Origin of the sequence: Flavobacterium aquariorum (assembly GCF_003254745.1) — a bacterium.
Lineage (GTDB): Bacteria > Bacteroidota > Bacteroidia > Flavobacteriales > Flavobacteriaceae > Flavobacterium > Flavobacterium aquariorum.
Genome location: NZ_QKXH01000001.1, coordinates 275601 through 295988 on the forward strand (window position 1 = coordinate 275601; position 20388 = coordinate 295988).

A 20388-nucleotide genomic window follows, 5' to 3' on the forward strand; every position below is an offset into this window, starting at 1 on the left:
AAAACAAGCCACTTTTTTTATGCCTTAAAATTACCTACAAATCAAATTTGATTCCTTGTGCCAAAGGCAAACTTGTGGTATAATTGATGGTATTGGTTTGACGACGCATGTACACTTTCCATGCATCAGAACCGGATTCTCTACCTCCACCAGTTTCTTTTTCTCCTCCAAAAGCACCACCGATTTCAGCTCCAGAAGTTCCAATATTCACATTGGCAATTCCACAATCAGATCCTACCACAGATAAGAAATGTTCTGCTTCACGCAAATTGTTGGTCATAATCGCAGACGATAATCCCTGTGCAACTCCGTTTTGAACATCAATTGCATTCTCAACAGTTCCAGAATATTTGATCAAATATAAAACTGGTGCAAAAGTTTCGTGTTGTACAATTTCAAATGAATTTTGGGCTTCGGCAATAGCTGGTTTTACATAACAACCGCTTTCGTAACCTTCTCCAGAAAGTACTCCACCTTCTACTAGAATTTTTCCACCTTCCGCAACAACTTTAGTTAAAGCACTTGCATACATTTCAACTGCTTGTTTGTCAATTAACGGTCCAACGTGATTTTTCTCGTCCAATGGATTTCCGATTCTTAATTGCCCATAAGCAGATACTACAGCATCTTTCACTTTATCATAAATACTTTCGTGAATAATCAAACGACGAGTAGATGTACATCTTTGTCCTGCAGTCCCTACTGCTCCAAAAACAGCTCCGATAACTGTCATTTTAATATCGGCATCCGGCGTTACAATAATTGCATTGTTGCCACCTAATTCCAATAATGATCTACCCAAACGACCTGCAACAGTTTGTGCCACAATTTTACCCATACGAGTAGATCCTGTAGCCGAAATCAAAGGTACACGTTTATCGGCACTCATTAATTGACCTATTGTATAATCTCCATTAATCAAACAAGAAATTCCTTCTGGAAGGTTGTTTTCTCTAATTACCTCAGCAATAATATTTTGACATGCAATCCCGCACAATGGTGTTTTCTCTGATGGTTTCCAAACGCAAACATCACCACATATCCAAGCCAATGCTGTATTCCAAGCCCAAACAGCTACTGGAAAATTGAAAGCCGAAATGATTCCCACAATTCCCAATGAATGGTATTGCTCATACATTCTATGTCCTGGACGTTCTGAGTGCATGGTTAATCCGTGTAATTGACGTGATAATCCTACTGCAAAATCACAGATATCAATCATCTCTTGTACTTCACCATATCCCTCTTGCAATGATTTACCCATTTCATAAGAAACCAATTTACCTAAAGCTTCTTTATTTTGACGCAGCTTCTCTCCAAACTGACGCACAATTTCTCCACGTTGTGGTGCCGGCATCAATCGAAATGTTTTGAAAGCTTCGGTAGCAGTTTGCATTACTTTTTCGTAATCTGCTGGTGTACTCATTTTTACAGAAGCAATTAATTTGCCATCTACTGGCGAAAAACTTTCTAGGATTTCTCCGTTTGAAAAATGATTAATTCCTGTCGAAGTTCCTTCGTTTATGGCTTTAACTCCCAATTGCGCTAATGCCTCTTTCATCCCAAATTGATCTGCTATTGTTGTCATTGTAACTTTTTTAGTTAAAATTGTTATATTTTTTCGTAAAGATATTATTTTAAGGTCAATTTTGATACTACTGAGATGTTAAAATCAAAATTGGTACAAAATTAACTTCTTTAGAAACATACAAACTTTAATATGTAATAGTAAAATTATAGCATTTTAATGGGTTCTTTCCAATTTTACCAAAAAAACATGTCTATTAAAAAAGAAGAGAGTAATTTTATAAACTGAAAAAAATTAAAATAATATCCTTTCTAATGACTTCTATTAATCGATACTTCATTGGTTTACTTTTGATATCTGTACAACTATTTGCTCAAAAAGCGGCATTTGATATAGTCCCTTTGGGTGTAAAAGGCGGTATTGACGAAAAAAATCTTTCGGCCTATTTGGTTGCTCCGATAAATACTCACGATTATATCTGTCTCGATGCGGGAACTATAAACGCAGGGATTGAAAAAGCAATTTCGAATAAAGTATTCAATGTTTCGACAAGCGAGGTTTTAAGGAAGTACATCAAAGGATATTTTATTTCCCATGCACATTTGGATCATGTTTCAGGTTTGATCATTAACTCTCCTGCTGATTCCTCCAAAACGGTTTATGCCACAAAAAAATGTATGGAGATGATGGAAAATCATTATTTCAACGGAGAGACATGGGCTAATTTTGGTGATGAAGGGCCCGGTTTTCAATTAAAAAAATATCATTTTCAAACACTTAACTTCGGGGAAGAAACCAAAATTAAAAATACCACAATGACCGCAAAAGCATTTCCGCTAAGTCATGTGAATCCTTTTGAAAGCACCGCTTTTTTAATCCAAAATGGAAATAATGCAATTTTGTACTTGGGAGATACTGGCCCAGATTCAATTGAAAAAAACAATAATCTAAGTGAATTGTGGAAAGCTGTCGCTCCGCTAATTCAAAGCAAAAAATTAAACGGAATTTTTATTGAAGTATCTTTTCCAAATGAACAACCGGACAACTTATTATTTGGGCATTTGACTTCCAATCATTTAATGGTAGAGCTTCACAAACTGGAAGAATTGGCCGGAAAAGGAACTTTAAAAAACTTCAAAATTATTATTACCCATTTGAAACCGCCGAGCCAAAACATTGTAAAAATTAAAGAACAATTGCAAAAAGGGAATGATTTAGGGGTAGAACTCATATTCCCTGAACAAGGAAAGCGTTTTACATTATAAACTTAAGACTGGTTTTACTTTTTTTCTTTTATCAAATAAACATAAACGGGAAAGTGATCGCTAAAACCAATTTCGGTGAGTGAATGCCGTAACGGATAACCTTTATATTTTCCGCTTTTTTGGATTAAAAAAGGTTTGTTATAAATTCCCGCTTTCCAATATTGAAAAGAACTGTAATCCTTTTGCAGCAGCGAACCCGAAACCATCACTTGGTCAAATATATCCCAAGAATCTCGAAAAGCAATCGTTCCCAATCCTCTATTGGCCATTTCTTCGAAGGGGTTGTAAATCCCAAATACGCCAACTTCCTGTAGTTTCCCTTTGGCTCCAAGCGCTTTTTTTACGCTGTTGTTAAAAGGGCTGTCATTCAAATCTCCCATGGTGATGACTTTGGCATTAGGGCTAATGCGTTGCAGGGAGTCAATAATCTTTCTATTCAATGCTCCGGCAGCTTCCCGATAGGGACTCGATTTCTTTTCGCCTCCCGATCGTGACGGCCAATGGTTGACAATAATATGAATTTCTTCCCCATTCAAAAAACCGGTTACCAGCAATTGGTCTCTGGTATAAATCCGATAATTTTTGGTATTGACTTGAATGACATCCTCGGTTTCTAAATTCTCCACAGCATCTGTTTTTGGAATTTCTTTGAGAGGTTGTTCTCCTTTATAAACATATAACGGAACATTTATATAACTCGTGGGCTGGAATTGTTTCTTTTGATACAATAAAGCGACATCTATTCCTCTTTTGTCTGGGGAATCAAAATGGATAATTCCATAATCTTTATCAATCAATTTGGGCTGTTTGATCAAATCTTCAAGTACATTTTGATTTTCAATTTCGGCTCCTCCAATAAATGTTGGGGAATTCGAATTTTCACCTGTACCAATTTCGGATAAAACGCGGGCTAAATTTTCTAGTTTTTGATGGTATTTTTTGCTGTTCCAATGTTGATTTCCCGTTGGTGTCCACTCTTCATCATTTACATTTGGATCATTGATGGTGTCAAAACAATTTTCAAAATTGTAAAAAGCCACTGTATGAATCGAAAAAGCCTTGGCTTGTCCACTGCTTTTTGAAATTAAAAAAAATAAAAACAAACAAAAACTGGTCTTTTTAATTATCATTACACTTTCTATAATAGATTCTAGTTTAGTAAATATAGTAATTTGATTACAATTATTTGTTGCTTTTAAGAAATGTCTATCTTTGCTTTAACTCAGAATCCATATCACCATTCATTTTTCAAAAAGCTAAGCATGTATACCAATCCATTTTCTTTTACTAAAAAACAATGTGTTTTGTATCCAATGCTATTACTTATTTTTGTTTTACAATCTATAAACAGTCAAGCTCAAATTACTATGATTACACCACCCTATTTACAAAAAGGAGATACCGTTGCTATTGTGGCAACCGCCAGAAAAAACGTTGATGACAACCTAAAACCTACTATAGATTTATTGCATTCCTGGGGTTTAGAAGTTGTTGTTGGAAGCACCATCGGATTAGATCTTAATCAATTGGCGGGAACCGATGAACAGCGCGCCATCGATTTTCAGCATCAAATGGATAATCCGAATATTAAGGCCATTTGGTGTGCCCGTGGTGGATATGGTACGGTTCGCATGATTGATTTATTGGATTTTACCAAATTTAAACAGCACCCGAAATGGATTGTGGGCTTTAGTGATGTAACTGTTTTGCATAATCATCTCAATACGATGGGCTACAAATCGATACATGGCACTATGCCTGTTAGCATTGAGAAAACAGCACCCGAATCAATCTCATCTTTGAGAACAGCACTGTTTGGCGATCCATTGGTATACAAAATTGATCCATTCCCGATGAATCGTTTCGGGAAAGCAACCGGTGAATTGGTGGGTGGCAATTTATCTATTTTATATAGTTTATTAGGATCTAAATCGGCAATTGATTGTACCGATAAGATTTTGTTCATAGAAGATTTGGACGAATACCTTTACCATATTGACCGAATGATGATGAACCTAAAACGTAATGGCTGCCTCGAAAGTATTAAAGGAATTATTGTGGGAGGAATGACCAAAATGAAAGACAATGACATTCCTTGGGGGAAAAACGCTAATGAAATTATTCAGGATGTAACCAAAAAATACAACATTCCTGTACTCTATAATTTCCCGGCAGGACACGTTCACGACAACAGAGCCTTAATTATGGGTAATATCGTGACTATGGATGTGAACGAGAATTGCAATACGGTGACTTTTGAAAAGTAAAATGATTTTTGCTTGAAGATTAATGATTTTAGATTGCAGATGGATGCTACCAAAATCTTTAAATTAATCTCAGAATTAAAAGTTATTTTCTGTTTATTATTCACTTTTTCTACTTCTAAAATCTAAAATCGTTAATCTAAAATCCTAAATCGAATGGCTGCACACAACGAACTGGGAAAATTAGGGGAAGATCTTGCGGTAGATTACCTTAAAAAAAATGGGTATACTATTCTGGACACCAATTGGACATTCCAGAAAGCCGAAATTGATATTATTGCCAAAATAGAAAATACACTGGCTATTATTGAAGTAAAAACGCGTTCGTCTCTCGATTTTGGTTTGCCCCAAGATTTTGTAAAACCAAAAAAAATTCAACTACTAGTAAAAGCTGTAGATGCATACGTATGCGAAAAAGACTTGGATAGTGAAGTCCGTTTTGATATTATTTCCGTCCACAAAGAAGGGAAATCTTTTGCAATAGAACACCTTATGGATGCTTTTTTTTATTTTTAAAGAAATTTAACAATGTTATATTTGTAACAAATTGTTTTTAATGTATATTTGCATCTGTTTTACAACCAAAAACTAAGTACTAACTACGTAAAAACCACTATGCATTATGAAAACCGTTTCCTCAATCGTTGAAAATTACATCAAAACAAAGCCTTTTTTGTTGAATGCATTGTCCCTTGGCATCATCAATTTGACTTCTTTGTCAAGAAATATTATGACCGAATTGGAAAGTGAATTTGGAAAAGAAGTAAAACAAGGAGCAGTGGTGATGGCTCTGAAACGATTGACAGAAGAGTTAGATTTTAGATTGAATCACAAAATAAATAAAGTAATAAAAAACATTGGCGAAATTACTGTACGTTCTGCTTTGACGGATTACACATTTGCCGTTTCAGACACCGTTTTGAACAAACAAGCCGATTTGATTACTGACATCAATTCGTTACCGGATATTTTTTACACCTCATCCAAAGGAGTAAATGAGACTAACATCGTGGTGAGCAATAGTGTCAATCATTTGGTTGAAAAACATTTTGCTTCAGAAAAACTGATTCAGAAATTGGATAATTTGGCTTCCATAACAGTAAAATTACCAAAAGAAAATATTGTTGTTCCCGGAATTTATTATTTCATTTTTCAACGTTTGGCCTGGGAAGGAATTATAATCAACGAAGTAATTTCTACTTCTAATGAATTTACCATTATGGTGAGCGAAAATGAAGTAGATGTAGCTTTCAAGGTGATTAAAGATTTGAAAAACTAAAAACCAGTTCTTAGAATTGAAAACGAAGCTAACTGCTTCGTTTTTTTTTGTTCAAATCTAGAATTAACATTGACTAATCCCTAATTTTACATTTTAAGCGCAAAAGATACTGAATGTGTTTTTGTTATTTAAAAATTCGTCTATTTATAAACACAAGTGCCATGTTAACTCCTTCTTATCAAAAGTTAAAAGACATATTATCAGTATCGATTGATCCCAAACGCATTTTGACCAATCCTTTGCAAACCCTTGCTTATGGAACCGATGCCAGTCTTTATAGACTAATTCCAAAAATTGTAATTCTGGCTCATGACGAAGCCGAAGTAATCGAAATTATAAAACAGGCAAAATTACTCGATATTGCTTTGACATTTCGTGCTGCCGGAACCAGCTTATCGGGTCAGGCCATTACGGATTCTGTTCTTGTGGTTGCTACGCATGGCTGGAAAAATCAGGAACTTTTCGACAATAATCGAAAAGTAAAACTGGAACCAGGTATCATAGGCGCTAGAGCCAATATTTTTCTGGCACCTCATGGTTTGAAAATTGGACCCGACCCAGCCTCTATCGCCACTTGTATGATCGGCGGTATAGTAGCCAATAATGCCAGCGGCATGTGTTGCGGAACAGCCCAAAATTCCTATCAAACCATAACCGATATTCGAATTGTATTGCATGATGGAACGATTTTGGACACCGCCGATACTGAGAATGTTGCCACTTTCAAGAAAAACCAGACCTTGCTAATCCAGGAAATCGAAAGACTTAGGGATCAAATTAAAGGCAATGAAATCCTTTTTAATCAGATCAAAAACAAATTCAAAATAAAAAATACGACGGGCTACAGCATCAATGCCTTTGTTGATTATCAAGATCCTATTGACATTATTAAACATTTGATGGTGGGTTCTGAAGGGACTTTGGCTTTTATTTCGAATGTGACTTTCAAAACGGTCATTGACGAAAAACACAAATCCTGTTCTTTAATTTTTTTCAATACAATTCAGGATGCCTGCAATGCCGCTATTTTGTTGAAATTTGCACCCGTAGCAGCGGTTGAATTACTGGATAGGGAATCCATTCGTTCGGTCGAAAATGACAATGATGCGCCAGACTATTTTAAAATATTACCCGAATCGGCATGTGCTTTATTAGTCGAATGCCGTGATAACGATCTGGATAATATGCTGCTAAAACAACTTAAAGTACGTTCAGCAATTGAATCTATTCCCACTTTTTCGGAATATGAATTTACTTCAAATCCAAAACAATATTATTTTAATTGGAAAGCTAGAAAAGGATTATTACCAACTGTTGGCGGACTCAGAAAAAACGGGACAACGGTTATTATTGAAGACGTAGCTTTCCCTTTGCCTCAACTCGCGGATGCTTGTCTGGCATTGAAAGATTTGTTCAAAAAATTTGAATACCACGATGCCGTTTTGTTTGGCCATGCCTTGGAAGGAAATCTGCATTTTGTGTTTTCTCAGGACTTCTCGAATCAAGCCGAAGTGGATCGTTACGAAAAACTAATGTCCGAATTGGCTGTTTTGGTTGTTGACTGCTTTAACGGTTCCTTAAAAGCCGAACACGGAACGGGGCGTAACATGGCTCCTTTTGTGGAAAAAGAATGGGGGCCTACAGCTTACGAAATCATGAAACGCATCAAGAATATTTTTGATCCCAATAATAAAATTAACCCAGACGTACTGATCAATCCCGATCCAAAAGCTCATCTCAAAAATTTAAAACCACTTCCGGAATGCAATGCTATTGTGGACAAATGCATGGAGTGTGGCTTTTGTGAACCGCATTGCGTATCCGAAGGCTTGACTTTGTCACCTCGCCAGCGTATTGTCATTGCAAGGGAAATTAGCCGATTGGAACAAACAAATGAGGATCCTCAACGATTAGCTGATATTCGAAAAGACGTTACCTATCAACTAGATGAAACCTGCGCAACCGATGGACTTTGCGCCTTGGCTTGTCCCGTTCATATCGACACCGGAAAATTTGTGAAAACTTGGCGTGCCAATGAATTGAGTTCCGGCAACAAAAAAGTGGCTGCATACATTGGCTCACACATCGCAGAGACTACGTCGATTTTGAGAACCGGATTAAAAATAGTTTCCTTTTTTCACACCATTCTCGGAACGACTATTATGACGGCATTATCCAACGTTTCTCATTTTATAACCTTTGGAAAAATTCCGAAATGGATTCCCGAAATGCCCAAAGGAGCCGATAAAATTAACTTGAATGAAAAGCATTAAAATGAATACAAACACCGATTTAAAAGTCGTTTACTTTCCTTCCTGTATCAACAGAAGCATGGGTAAAAACAGTTTACAAGACTCCGATGATCTTCAATTGACCGAATTGACACACCAATTACTGGTTCGTGCAGGATTTACCATAATTTATCCGGAATCCTTGGATAACCATTGTTGTGGTATGCCTTTTTCAAGCAAAGGTTTTGCCGAAGTCAATCATGCACAATCTGAAGCATTGGAAAAAGAATTGCTAAGAGCTTCCGAAAATGGAAAGTATCCCGTTTTGTATGACATGAGCCCTTGTTTCTACCATTCGAAAGAAGAATTTTCCAAAGCCCTAAAAATTGTGGATCCAATCGAATTCATGTTGGATTATGTAATGCCCCAATTGGTCGTGAAAAACAAAAAAGATACGGTAGCCGTTTTCCCGGTTTGTTCCGTTAAAAAAATTGGCAAAACAGAACAATTGGTCACCTTATCTGAAATGTGTGCCGATAACGTTACCCTTATTGACAGCAATTGTTGCGGTTTTGCCGGAGACAGAGGTTTTCTGATTCCGGAATTAAATGAACACGGATTGCGTGAATTAAAAGCGCAAATTCCGTCCAACTGCAAAGAAGGCTATTCCACCAGCCGAACCTGCGAAATTGGTTTTGAAAAAATGAGTGGCATTGATTTCAAATCCATTTTTTATTTAATCGAGGAAGTGACGAGGTAAAAAAACAACACAGATTTCACATATTACCACAGATTAATTTGTGAAAATTAGTGAAATCTGTTTCTAAAATTTGCTTAACACATAATTACAAATTCATTCCTCCCGAAACTTCGATGCGTTGTCCGTTCACCCATTTGGCATCGTCTGTACACAAAAAGGCAACAACACTTCCAATATCATCGGGCAAACCTACTCTTCCTAATGCAGTTATCGAAGCAATCTGTTGATTTAACTGTTCGTTATCGCGGACTGCTCCTCCACCAAAATCGGTTTCAATAGCGCCAGGCGCAACAATATTCACTCTGATTTTTCTCGCTCCCAATTCTTTTGCCTGATATTTGGTCAATGTTTCCATCGCGCCTTTCATACTGGCATAAGTGGCATATCCCGGAAATGAAAAACGTGTCAATCCGGACGAAATATTTACAATTCCACCACCGTCATTCATAAATCCCAATGCTTTTTGAGTCAGAAAAAAAGGACCTTTGAATTGAATATTAACCAAATCATCAAATTGGACAGTGGTAGTTGTTGCAAAACTTTCGTGAAGACCAACGCCTGCATTGTTGATTAAAAAATCGATTTTATTGGTTCCAAACGTATCTTTCAAAGCAATTTCAACCTTTTGGAAAAACAAATCAAAACTGCTTACCTCAGCAACATTCAATTGAATGGCCACTGCTTTTTGCCCCAATTTTTCGATTTCGTTTACTACAGTGTCAGCTTCTTCACTTTTACTGTTGTAAGTTAGCACAATATCAAGCCCTTTTTTGGCAAGATTCAAAGCCATGTCTTTTCCTAATCCGCGACTTCCTCCTGTAACTAATGCTATTTTATTGTTTCTGATTTCCATCTTTTATTTTGTTTTAAATTAATAAGACAAAATTAGTGCAGATGTAAACCTCTCCAATTGCAAATATCAATCCAGAGTTTGCAAAATTCAAATCAACATATTTAAACCCGAAAAGCTATAGGAGTCAATGCTGTTTGTTTTTTGAAAAAATTAGAGAAATGTGCCAACTCTTCAAACCCGAGAGAATAGGCAATTTCCGAAATGTTCCAGTCGGTTTCTTTCAATAGAATCTTGGCTTCATGGATCAATCGGTCGCTAATCAACTCGGTCGTAGTTTTACCAGTATTCTCTTTTAAAACTTTATTTAAATGATTGACATGAATGGCCAAACGTGCAGCAAAATCTTTGGCCGATTTTAATTCCAAGCGTTGTCGTGGTGATTCAATCGGGAATTGTCTTTCGAGCAATTCCACAAATAAGGAAGAAACCCTTGCAGCCGAATTATGCTTGGAATACAAGGCAGTCACGGGTTGTAATTTTTGCCCAAAATGAATCAGCTCCGCCACATAATTCCGAATCAAATCGTATTTATAGACATAATCCGAATTAATTTCTTGATGTATCTTTTTGAAAATCAAATCGACAGCAATAGTGTCATCTTTCGTTAACTGAAAAACTGGATAACCATCTGTTTGAAAAATAGGCAGTTTATCCAAGTCTATTCCGCTTTTGTCCTTAGTCAAAAACTCACCAGTAAAAACACAAAAATGACCAGACTGCTGAGTATCTAAAGGAACATAATTATAAGGAATTTTTGGTGTGGCAAATAGAAGAGCATTTTCTTCTATTTCAATTATGCGGTCTGCATATTCTACTCTGTTTTTTCCCCGAATCAAACTTATTTTATAATAGGCTCTTCTGTCATAAGGCATAAAAGACTTTTCCTTTAACCTTTCATAAAGTTCTTTGATATTAAAAACATTGAAATGTCCAATTTCTTTTTGGATACCATTAGGCAATAATGAATTCGGTTCCGCACCGGAGTCTCCAGAAATTTCTTGGTAGAACTCTTCTATTGATTTTGATTTCATTGGGAATGAATTTGTAAAAATCAAATATACGGATAAAAACAACAGTGTTTCAAAAACGTCAATTTTACAAATTCTTAATCAACAATTTCTATTTTAAATGTTCCCTTTCGTTTTCTAACATTTTTTCAATGTTAAAATACACCCCGTCAATTTTGTACTTTCCTTTTTCAAAAGCCAAATAATCGCAATTACCCACTAAACTTTGAGATGTAGATTCTAATCGAAACATATTTAAAAAAACATATTCGTGGCTAACAGATATTACATGCATTCCCGTTTCACATTGCTCTCCATTCCCAGAGGACAATATGGCTTCCAAAATACTTTGAAATCGGTTTGACATTTTTTTGGCAGCAACATCATCTCCTTTTAAATGATAGATATATCCCAGATAATTCATTTGCCTTAAATCAAACGGAAATAAGCTAATAGAATGCTCTGATAATTTTATTATTTCGTCATAGTCCTTTTCGTAAATTGAATCACTGGTAAAATATTTGCTCAATTTTTCTTCATCTGGCGACCTAAAATAAGCATCGTATTTCGGATTAAAAACATATCCAAAATACAAATGTCGATAATCCTCATTAGTCAATAAGGTATCATTAGCAATCATTCTTTCCAATAATTTTGGATAATAATAATTCGATTTTTTGTCCTGAATATTCTTTTTGATTAATTCGTAATCAGGTACCTTAAAACTTATTTCTTGTGCATAAGTCTTAGTGAACGTAATTATTAAAATTGCAGTCAATATGATTATTCTTTTCATGATGCTTTGAGAATTTGAGTTAGGCAATAACTGAAATTATTTAGCTGAAAATTACAAATTAATAGTGAGAGTTGTCCCTTTTTATTGCCCGCCCAACAACTCCATCAATTCCAAAGCTCTTCTGGTTGATTTCACATTATCAAAAGTCAATAACAATCGTAACCCTGCAGGAGTCTGCTTTTCTTTCATCACGCAAATGTTGCTGTGCGTCTGCACAAACTGAATCACTTTATGGAAACGTTTGGAATGGTAATAATCCGATTGTTGATCGGAGACAAAATAACCAATCATCTTGCCTTTTTTCATTACCAGTTTTTCGATACCCACACGGGTCGCAATCCATTTAATGCGGATGCTGTTCATTAAAGCAAGTGCTCTTGGAGGCATTGGACCAAAACGGTCAATCAATTTATTTTGAAAAACAATCAGTTCTTCTTCGTTCTTTACGTCAGCCAACTCGTTATACAAACTCAAACGCTCCGTGACATTATTGATATATTCGTCTGAAAACAACAGTTCAAAATCAGTGTCGATCTGCAGGTCTTTTACATATTCTTTAGTATCGATATTATTCTCTTCGGGATACAAATCCTTGAATTCGTTTTCCTTCAATTCCTCGATGGCCTCGTTCATGATTTTTTGGTACGTATCAAAACCAATGTCGTTGATGAAACCGCTTTGCTCTCCTCCCAATAAATCTCCCGCACCACGAATCTCTAGATCTTTCATCGCAATATTCAAACCGCTTCCCAATTCGCTGAACTGTTCCAAAGCCTGAATTCGCTTCCTCGCATCTTCGGTCATGTGAGAATACGGCGGGCAGATGAAATAGCAAAATGCTTTCTTGTTGCTTCGCCCTACACGGCCCCGCATTTGATGTAAATCAGACAAACCGAAATTATTCGCATTATTGATAAAAATGGTATTCGCATTCGGAACGTCCAATCCACTTTCGATAATGGTGGTGGCCACCAAAACATCGAATTCGCCGTTCATAAAGGCAAGCATTAATTCTTCCAATTTGGCTCCTTCCATTTGACCGTGACCAATTCCCACGCGTGCGCTAGGCACCAGACGCTGAATCATTCCTGCTATTTCCTTGATATTTTCGATTCGGTTGTTAATGAAGAAAACCTGCCCGTTACGCTGAATTTCATACGAAATCGCGTCCCGAATCAATTCTTCATTAAACCCAACCACATTCGTTTCTATAGGATATCTGTTCGGAGGAGGCGTCGTAATTACCGATAAATCCCGCGCTGCCATCAACGAAAACTGCAAGGTTCTCGGAATTGGCGTTGCAGTCAATGTTAAAGTATCAACATTGGCCGCAATGGTTTTCAGTTTGTCTTTTACGTTAACTCCAAATTTCTGTTCCTCATCGACAATCAATAGTCCAAGGTTTTTGAAAACCACATTTTTGTTGACTAATTGATGTGTTCCGATTACAATATCGAGTTTCCCTTCGGCCAATTGTTTTAGGGTTTCAGCTTTTTGTTTCGCGGTTCTAAAGCGGTTCAAATAACCAATAGAAACCGGCATATCTTTCAATCTTTCGCTGAAAGTTCGGTAATGCTGGTAGGCCAAAATTGTCGTTGGAACCAAAATCGCCACTTGTTTTGAATTGTCCACAGCCTTAAAAGCCGCACGAATCGCCACCTCGGTTTTACCAAATCCTACGTCCCCACAAACCAAACGATCCATAGGGCGCTCGCTTTCCATATCGGCTTTGACTTCCTGAGTCGATTTGATTTGGTCCGGCGTATCCTCGTAGATAAACGAACTTTCCAACTCGTTTTGCAAGTAACTGTCGGGAGCAAACTGGAATCCTTTTTCCAATCGGCGTTTGGCATACAACTGAATCAAATTGAATGCAATATGTTTGACCCTCGCTTTGGTTTTTTGTTTTAAAGTCTTCCACGCACTGGATCCTAATTTGTATATTTTCGGAGGCGTTCCGTCTTTTCCGTTGTATTTCGAAATCTTGTGCAGCGAGTGAATACTCACATACACGATGTCATTATCGGCATAAACGAGCTTGATTGCTTCTTGTGTTTTGCCTTCGACCTGTATTTTTTGCAACCCGCCAAACTTCCCGATTCCGTGGTCGATATGCGTTACATAATCGCCTACGGACAAAGTCGTGAGTTCTTTTAAGGTTAAATTCTGCTTTTTGGAATAACCGTTTTTGATACTGAATTTATGGTAGCGCTCAAAAATTTGATGATCGGTATAACAAGTAATTTGGTTTTCCTGATCGATAAAACCTTGGTACAAAGGCAAAACAATCGTCTTGTATTGCTTTCGGACATTCTCCGAATTGGCTTCATCCAACGATTCGAATATATCATGAAAACGTTTCGTCTGCGCTTCATTCGAACAAAACAAATAATTTTGGTAGCCGTTAAAATGGTTGTCGCTCAAATTATTCAGCAACAAATCAAATTGCTTATTGAACGACGGTTGAGGCTGAATGTGAAATTCAAACTTCTTGGTCGTTTTAAAAACGGGCTTGGAATGGAACTCCACAACTGAAAAATCCAACGCTCTTTTTACAAATTCCTTTTGGTTCAAGAACAATTGTTCTGGAGTCGCGTGTTTGATGTCTTTGGATAATTTCTCAAAAGCTTCTTCGGCTTTGCCAAATTGCTTATCCAATTCGTATAAAAGATTCTCGGTATTTTGAAAAAACAAAACAGTTCTTTCAGCTATATAATCTAGAAAACTTTCTCTGTTTTCCTGAAAAACTTTATTCTCGACATTTGGAATAATGGTAATTTTTTTCTGCTTTTCCAATGAAAGCTGCGTTCCCACATCAAAGCTTCGGATGCTTTCGACTTCATTGCCAAAAAATTCGATTCGGTACGGATTGTCATTCGAAAACGAAAACACATCGACAATTCCACCGCGAACCGAGAATTCACCTGGTTCTGTAATAAAATCAACTCTTTTGAATTCGTATTCGAACAAAACTTCGTTCAGGAAATCAATCGAAATTTTGTCACCAACCGTAACTTTTAAAGTGTTTTTATCCAAATTTTGTCGGGTCACCACTTTTTCAAAAAGTGCTTCTGGATACGTTACAATTACCGCAGGTTTTTTACGGGAATTAATTCTATTGAGTACCTCAGCCCGCAACAAAACATTGGCATTATCGGTTTCCTCAATTTGGTACGGACGACGGAAAGATCCTGGATAAAACAACACATCCTGCTCGCCTATCATTTGTTCCAAATCGTTCAAATAATACGCGGCTTCTTCTTTATTGTTCAAAACTACCAAAAAAGGAAGTTCCGATTTCTTGAAAAGAGCCTGTATCACAAAAGAAGCTGCCGATCCCAACAGACCGTCCAATTGCATTTTTACTTGATTATTTTCCAGCAAACGGGCTACAATCTGAGCCGTTTTTGGAGAAGAATCATAAACCGAATATATAGTAGCCTTACTCAACGCGTGGTTCATTTGAATTTTTTGGACTGGTCGCACCTCCCGGATTTCCAGGTATTGTCTGATTCCCTGGCATTTTCGGATTTCCGCGTAATGTCGGGTTTCCTGGGGTTACCGTATTTCCTGGGATTGCCGGATTTCCTGGGATTGCTGGATTCCCAGCTTGTATAGCCCTTGTAGTGTCTAACATCATCAATAAATCAGATTCCCCAACTTCCATCGGGATCTTGCTTTTCTCAACAATCTTGTCCATTTGTCTTTGCAAGGAAACCAGCTCCAAATTAATTTCAGCAACAAGTTCTGTCACTTTTTTATCCGAAACTTTATCGAGATTAATGTATAAATCCAACATTCGAACTTGAGTAATCAAAGTTGCGATTCGGCTTCTTATCTGCGGGTTGTCAAATTGAGTTGGAATATTGGTGTTCAAAGCCATAACCTTGGTCGATAGTGCCTTGGCTTTCTTTTGAAAAGCTGTGATTGTTTTTTTTGGTTTAACGGACAACTCTTCCATAAAAACTCTCCACTCTGGCCAAGTCTTCATAGTAGCTTCTGAAGTAGTATTGATAGGAGTGTCAATAAAATTCCATCCTTTGTCAATGGTCTTGAAAATTAATTCTTTCTTTTTTGCATCCCTTAAATTATCGGCAAGTCTTACATCATTGTCGTCTTTACACGAAAACTGCATCAAAAGCACCAAAAAAAGTAGCGTTAATTTATTATTCATTTCCTAAATTATTTGAATCACAAAGTTACAAAGTAAATTTACAATGGCAATTTCAATTTCATTGACAATATCAATGGCAATGACAATGCTAAATTCAATCACAACTTCAATCATAATACTAACTTTAATGACAGAATATTAACACCAATAATTACGGCCTTTCCCCGATTTAAGCTGTTTTTTTACAATATCTACAAAAATGATTATCTTTATTCATGATAATTTACGAAATCGTTATCTTTGCATTTCAAAACGACACACAATGAATCCAAAGATCTTAATTATTGGCGCTTGCGGGCAAATCGGTACCGAGTTGACCCACGAACTCAGAGCCATTTATGGAACTGACAATGTTATTGCCTCAGATATTCGAAAGCTGAATAACGATGTCGTGAATTCTGGCCCTTTTGAGGTAATCAATGCATTGGATTTTAACCAAATCGAAAATTTGGTAGAACTTCACCAAATTACCGATGTTTATTTGATGGCCGCTTTACTCTCGGCAACTGCCGAAAAAAACCCTGCCTTTGCATGGGATCTTAATATGAATTCATTGTTTCATGTTTTGAATTTGGCGAAAGCCGGAAAAATAAAAAAGATATTCTGGCCTTCGAGTATCGCCGTTTTTGGCCCGACAACCCCAAAAGAAAACACGCCGCAATACACCATTATGGAGCCTTCAACCGTTTATGGAATCAGCAAACAGGCCGGTGAAAGATGGTGTGAATACTACCACAACATTTTTGGTGTCGATGTGAGAAGCGTCCGTTACCCAGGATTAATCAGCTGGACAACATTACCCGGCGGGGGAACGACCGATTATGCCGTAGATATTTACCACAAAGCACTTTCTGAAGGGAAATACGAGTGCTTTTTGACCTCCGAAACCAAAATGCCCATGATGTATATGGACGATGCCATTGCGGCTACGATTAATATCATGAAAGCGCCTACTGAACAAATCAAAATACGCTCTTCTTATAATTTGGCCGCCATCAGTTTCACCCCAACCGAAATTGCTGCCGAAATCAAAAAACACATCCCAAAACTCGAAGTAACATACAAACCCGACTTTCGCCAAAAAATTGCCGACAGCTGGCCAGCCAGTATTGATGATTCTCGCGCCAGAGAAGACTGGGGTTGGAACCATGAGTTTGATCTGGAAATGATGACCGTCGATATGTTGAAAAATCTATCACCGCAATACAACACCGATTTACAATAACACACCAATTACTATCATTTTTTGGGCGTGCCACCATAAAGAAAAGGGACCAACTCACTGTAGCGGTGATTTGGTCCCTTCTCTTTATGCAGTCGGGCCATACGCGCTACTTCGGTAGCTTGCTTCTGTCCCTCACGCGGCATTCGTTTACCTAAGATCTTTTTCGTTAAATAAACTATTTCCACAAACCAACCTTCCAATTATTGCAAATAAAACAATTCATAAATAATTTTTCATTAATTATCTCCGATGATTTTTACCAATTCCATACGTGTTTTTACGTGTGTTTTATCTAAATTGCGAGTGAGAATAAACAAAGAAAGGGTATGTCAGAAAGAGAGGAAGAAAAAAACGCCGAAAAAGCACGTTTACAATTACGAACCGATAATAAAGGCTGGAAAAAATGGGGTCCCTATTTAACCGAAAGACAATGGGGAACAGTTCGAGAAGATTATTCCCAAAGCGGTTATGCCTGGGGTAGCACTACACACGACATGGCTCGTTCCAAAGCCTATAGATGGGGAGAAGAAGGGATTGGGGGTATATCCGACAACAAACAACACATCTGTTTTGCTTTTGCATTTTGGAACCATAAAGACCGTATCTTAAAAGAGCGCTTTTTTGGGTTAACCCCAGCCGAATCGAATCATGGTGAAGATGTCAAAGAAATTTACTTTTATCAAGATTCCACTCCTACACATTCTTACCAAAAGATGCTCTATAAGTATCCTCACGCTGTTTTTCCTTATGAAAAGTTAATTGAGGAAAGTAAAAAGCGTAGCCGTCTGGAACCCGAATATGAATTACTGGATACGGGGGTTTTTGACAAAGATGAATATTTTGATATCACCATAGAATATGCCAAAGCCGATGAACAAGACATTTTAATCAAGGTAACGGTAGAAAATCGTTCGAAAATAACTGCTCCCATCACGGTATTGCCTACCATCTGGTTCAGGAATACGTGGAGTTGGGGCTATGAAAATTACAAACACAAACCCACTTTAATTGGCGTTGACAAATCACACATAGAAGTCAATCACCGATTGGTGGGACACTTCAATTTGTACGCCGAAAATGCCAAAGATCTTTTGTTTTGTGACAACAAAACCAATTTTGAAAAATTATATAAATCTCCCGCTCAATCCACTTATGCCAAAGATGGAATAAACGATTATATTATCAATCAAAAACGAACCAGCATAAATCCAGAAGCCATTGGTACCAAAGCATCGGTGCATTATGATGATTTCATTCCGCCACTTGGGAAAAAAGAATATCGTCTTCGCTTTACAAACACCAATCCGGACAAACCCTTTGAAGATTTTAATGCTATTTTTAAACAAAGAATAGAAGAAGCCGACGAATTTTATGCTCCCCTTCAAAAAGGAGTAAAAGACGAAAAATTAAAATCCATCCAGCGACAAGCTTACGCAGGTATGCTTTGGACCAAACAATGGTATTATTATAATGTTTTTGAATGGTTAAAAGGAGATCCATCTACACCCAGACCTGATGCCAACCGAAAAGAGGGACGCAATAGCGCATGGAAACACATGTATACCTCCAACATTCTCTCGATGCCGGACAAATGGGAATACCCTTGGTTTGCAGCATGGGATCTCGCTTTTCATACCTTGCCTTTGGCCAGATTGGATCCTGATTTTGCCAAAAGACAATTATCGGTTATTCTTAGGGAATATTACATGCATCCAAACGGACAAATCCCAGCTTACGAATGGTCGTTCTCGGATGTCAATCCGCCCGTTCATGCCTGGGCAACCTGGAAAGTATATGAAATTGACAAAGAAGCCAATAATGGTGTTGGTGACACTGTTTTCTTGGAACGTATATTTCACAAACTGTTGCTCAATTTTACGTGGTGGGTAAACCTGAAGGATAAAAACGGAAATAACATCTTTGGGGGTGGATTCCTCGGAATGGATAATATTGGAGTATTTGACCGCTCCGCCGATTTACCCACAGGAGGTCATCTGGAACAAGCCGATGGTACTGGTTGGATGGCGATGTACTGCCTTAACATGCTGCGCATAGCCTGTGAAATATCACTAAAAAATCCCGTTTATCAAGATATGGCCTCCAAATTCTTTGAGCATTTTCTCCAAATTTCGGGAGCTATGCAGTCTTTGGGTGATAATAAATTGAACCTTTGGGATGAAGAAGATCAGTTTTATTATGACATGCTCCATAAAGAGAATGGTGATGCCCAACTACTAAAAATCCGTTCAATGGTTGGGTTAATTCCATTATTTGCCGTCGAAGTTTTAACGCCCGAATTACTGGAAAAACTACCCATTTTCAAACGCCGCGTCGAATGGGTTTTGAAAAACCGCCCCGACCTAGCCAGCTTAGTTTCCAGTTGGTACAATCCAGGGAAAGGTGAAACCCGTTTACTTTCTACGCTTAGAGGACATAGAATGAAAATGATACTCAAACGTATGTTTGACGAAAAGGAATTTTTGTCTGATTATGGAGTACGCTCTTTATCCAAATACCATAAAGACCAACCTTATAAATTCAAACATGATGGCGGAACCATCCAAGTAGATTATACGCCAGCCGAAGCCACCGGAGACATGTTTGGCGGAAATTCCAATTGGAGAGGTCCTATCTGGTTTCCTATGAATTATTTGATCTTGGATTCACTGGAAAAATTCCACAGCTATTATGGCAAAGACTTCAAGGTCGAATTTCCAACCGAATCTGGTAAATTGGCAAATTTACAAGAAGCCGCCGAAGGTGTTGCCGAAAGATTATTAGCGCTATTTGTTCCTGGTGCCAATAAAAAAATTCCAATGTATGGTGAATACAAAAAGTTTCAGGAAGACCCTCTTTTTAACAAAAATAATTTGTTTTTTGAATATTTTGATGGTGATACCGGTAAAGGTTTAGGCGCCAATCACCAAACAGGATGGACAGGATTAATTTCCGAAATTATCAGGCATTTGCATGAGACAGCGGAATAACGTTTAACCTCACTTTCCA

Annotated in this window: 15 protein-coding genes; 8 read left to right on the forward strand and 7 right to left on the reverse strand. The window is 37.4% G+C overall.

What is annotated here, in order from left to right; translation table 11 throughout:
- Positions 1–34 precede the first annotated feature (34 nt).
- Positions 35–1588, reverse strand: a complete 1554-nt coding sequence (amaB, locus tag DOS84_RS01250) for an L-piperidine-6-carboxylate dehydrogenase (RefSeq protein WP_111408292.1) — start codon at positions 1586–1588, stop codon at positions 35–37.
- A gap of 254 nt (positions 1589–1842) precedes the next feature.
- Between amaB and DOS84_RS01255 the strand changes: the two genes are divergently transcribed.
- On the forward strand, positions 1843–2793 hold the full coding sequence (locus tag DOS84_RS01255) for an MBL fold metallo-hydrolase (RefSeq protein ID WP_111408293.1): 951 nt from the start codon (positions 1843–1845) through the stop codon (positions 2791–2793).
- Positions 2794–2807: 14 nt separating this feature from the next.
- Here the strand turns inward: DOS84_RS01255 and DOS84_RS01260 are convergent, their stop codons facing one another.
- On the reverse strand, positions 2808–3923 hold the full coding sequence (locus DOS84_RS01260) for an endonuclease/exonuclease/phosphatase family protein (RefSeq protein WP_111408294.1): 1116 nt from the start codon (positions 3921–3923) through the stop codon (positions 2808–2810).
- A 132-nt stretch (positions 3924–4055) separates the two neighbouring features.
- On the opposite strand from DOS84_RS01260, the gene DOS84_RS01265 reads away from it, so the two are divergent.
- From DOS84_RS01265 to DOS84_RS19280, 5 genes are all read left to right on the forward strand, one after another.
- On the forward strand, positions 4056–5060 hold the full coding sequence (locus tag DOS84_RS01265) for a S66 peptidase family protein (RefSeq protein ID WP_424320170.1): 1005 nt from the start codon (positions 4056–4058) through the stop codon (positions 5058–5060).
- Positions 5061–5213: 153 nt separating this feature from the next.
- Entirely contained in the window at positions 5214–5573 is a 360-nt protein-coding gene (locus tag DOS84_RS01270) for a YraN family protein (RefSeq protein ID WP_111408295.1), read from the forward strand.
- Positions 5574–5679: 106 nt separating this feature from the next.
- On the forward strand, positions 5680–6336 hold the full coding sequence (locus DOS84_RS01275) for an aspartate kinase (protein WP_111408296.1): 657 nt from the start codon (positions 5680–5682) through the stop codon (positions 6334–6336).
- 161 nt (positions 6337–6497) lie between these two features.
- Positions 6498–8609 (forward strand): FAD-binding and (Fe-S)-binding domain-containing protein, encoded by a 2112-nt coding sequence (locus tag DOS84_RS01280; protein ID WP_243636297.1) that lies wholly within the window; start codon positions 6498–6500, stop codon positions 8607–8609.
- Positions 8596–9327, forward strand: a complete 732-nt coding sequence (locus DOS84_RS19280) for a heterodisulfide reductase-related iron-sulfur binding cluster (RefSeq protein ID WP_243636298.1) — start codon at positions 8596–8598, stop codon at positions 9325–9327. Before DOS84_RS01280 ends, DOS84_RS19280 begins: the two co-directional genes overlap by 14 nt.
- Before the next feature lie 85 nt (positions 9328–9412).
- Here DOS84_RS19280 and DOS84_RS01285 read toward each other — a convergent pair whose 3' ends face one another.
- The 5 genes from DOS84_RS01285 to DOS84_RS01305 form a co-directional block, all read right to left on the reverse strand.
- Positions 9413–10180 (reverse strand): SDR family NAD(P)-dependent oxidoreductase, encoded by a 768-nt coding sequence (locus DOS84_RS01285; protein ID WP_111408297.1) that lies wholly within the window; start codon positions 10178–10180, stop codon positions 9413–9415.
- Positions 10181–10281: 101 nt separating this feature from the next.
- Positions 10282–11211 carry a helix-turn-helix domain-containing protein gene (locus DOS84_RS01290; RefSeq protein ID WP_111408298.1) on the reverse strand — a complete coding sequence of 310 codons (930 nt, stop codon included), beginning with the start codon at positions 11209–11211 and terminating at the stop codon, positions 10282–10284.
- An 88-nt stretch (positions 11212–11299) separates the two neighbouring features.
- A complete protein-coding gene (locus DOS84_RS01295) occupies positions 11300–11983 on the reverse strand; it encodes a DUF4919 domain-containing protein (protein WP_111408299.1) in 684 nt (227 codons plus the stop codon).
- A gap of 81 nt (positions 11984–12064) precedes the next feature.
- Positions 12065–15445: a transcription-repair coupling factor gene (mfd, locus tag DOS84_RS01300; RefSeq protein ID WP_243636299.1), complete on the reverse strand. Its 3381-nt coding sequence runs from the start codon at positions 15443–15445 to the stop codon at positions 12065–12067.
- Positions 15426–16157, reverse strand: coding sequence for a collagen-like protein (locus DOS84_RS01305; RefSeq protein WP_207802012.1), 732 nt, complete (start codon positions 16155–16157; stop codon positions 15426–15428). Before DOS84_RS01305 ends, mfd begins: the two co-directional genes overlap by 20 nt.
- A gap of 262 nt (positions 16158–16419) precedes the next feature.
- Between DOS84_RS01305 and DOS84_RS01310 the strand changes: the two genes are divergently transcribed.
- Positions 16420–17382 carry an L-threonine 3-dehydrogenase gene (locus DOS84_RS01310; protein WP_111408301.1) on the forward strand — a complete coding sequence of 321 codons (963 nt, stop codon included), beginning with the start codon at positions 16420–16422 and terminating at the stop codon, positions 17380–17382.
- Positions 17383–17708: 326 nt separating this feature from the next.
- On the forward strand, positions 17709–20369 hold the full coding sequence (locus tag DOS84_RS01320) for an MGH1-like glycoside hydrolase domain-containing protein (protein WP_111408303.1): 2661 nt from the start codon (positions 17709–17711) through the stop codon (positions 20367–20369).
- The last annotated feature ends 19 nt before the right edge of the window (positions 20370–20388 follow it).

Bases quoted from the DNA above. Each gene is read 5' to 3' on its own strand.
- DOS84_RS01275 (WP_111408296.1), top strand. From the start codon at position 5,680: ATGAAAACCGTTTCCTCAATCGTTGAAAATTACATCAAAACAAAGCCT.
- DOS84_RS01310 (WP_111408301.1), top strand. From the start codon at position 16,420: ATGAATCCAAAGATCTTAATTATTGGCGCTTGCGGGCAAATCGGTACC.
- DOS84_RS01255 (WP_111408293.1), top strand. From the start codon at position 1,843: ATGACTTCTATTAATCGATACTTCATTGGTTTACTTTTGATATCTGTA.
- DOS84_RS01290 (WP_111408298.1), bottom strand. From the start codon at position 11,211: ATGAAATCAAAATCAATAGAAGAGTTCTACCAAGAAATTTCTGGAGAC.
- DOS84_RS19280 (WP_243636298.1), top strand. From the start codon at position 8,596: ATGAAAAGCATTAAAATGAATACAAACACCGATTTAAAAGTCGTTTAC.
- DOS84_RS01260 (WP_111408294.1), bottom strand. From the start codon at position 3,923: ATGATAATTAAAAAGACCAGTTTTTGTTTGTTTTTATTTTTTTTAATT.
- DOS84_RS01270 (WP_111408295.1), top strand. From the start codon at position 5,214: ATGGCTGCACACAACGAACTGGGAAAATTAGGGGAAGATCTTGCGGTA.
- DOS84_RS01305 (WP_207802012.1), bottom strand. From the start codon at position 16,157: ATGAATAATAAATTAACGCTACTTTTTTTGGTGCTTTTGATGCAGTTT.
- amaB (WP_111408292.1), bottom strand. From the start codon at position 1,588: ATGACAACAATAGCAGATCAATTTGGGATGAAAGAGGCATTAGCGCAA.
- DOS84_RS01295 (WP_111408299.1), bottom strand. From the start codon at position 11,983: ATGAAAAGAATAATCATATTGACTGCAATTTTAATAATTACGTTCACT.
- mfd (WP_243636299.1), bottom strand. From the start codon at position 15,445: ATGAACCACGCGTTGAGTAAGGCTACTATATATTCGGTTTATGATTCT.
- DOS84_RS01320 (WP_111408303.1), top strand. From the start codon at position 17,709: ATGTCAGAAAGAGAGGAAGAAAAAAACGCCGAAAAAGCACGTTTACAA.
- DOS84_RS01265 (WP_424320170.1), top strand. From the start codon at position 4,056: ATGTATACCAATCCATTTTCTTTTACTAAAAAACAATGTGTTTTGTAT.
- DOS84_RS01285 (WP_111408297.1), bottom strand. From the start codon at position 10,180: ATGGAAATCAGAAACAATAAAATAGCATTAGTTACAGGAGGAAGTCGC.
- DOS84_RS01280 (WP_243636297.1), top strand. From the start codon at position 6,498: ATGTTAACTCCTTCTTATCAAAAGTTAAAAGACATATTATCAGTATCG.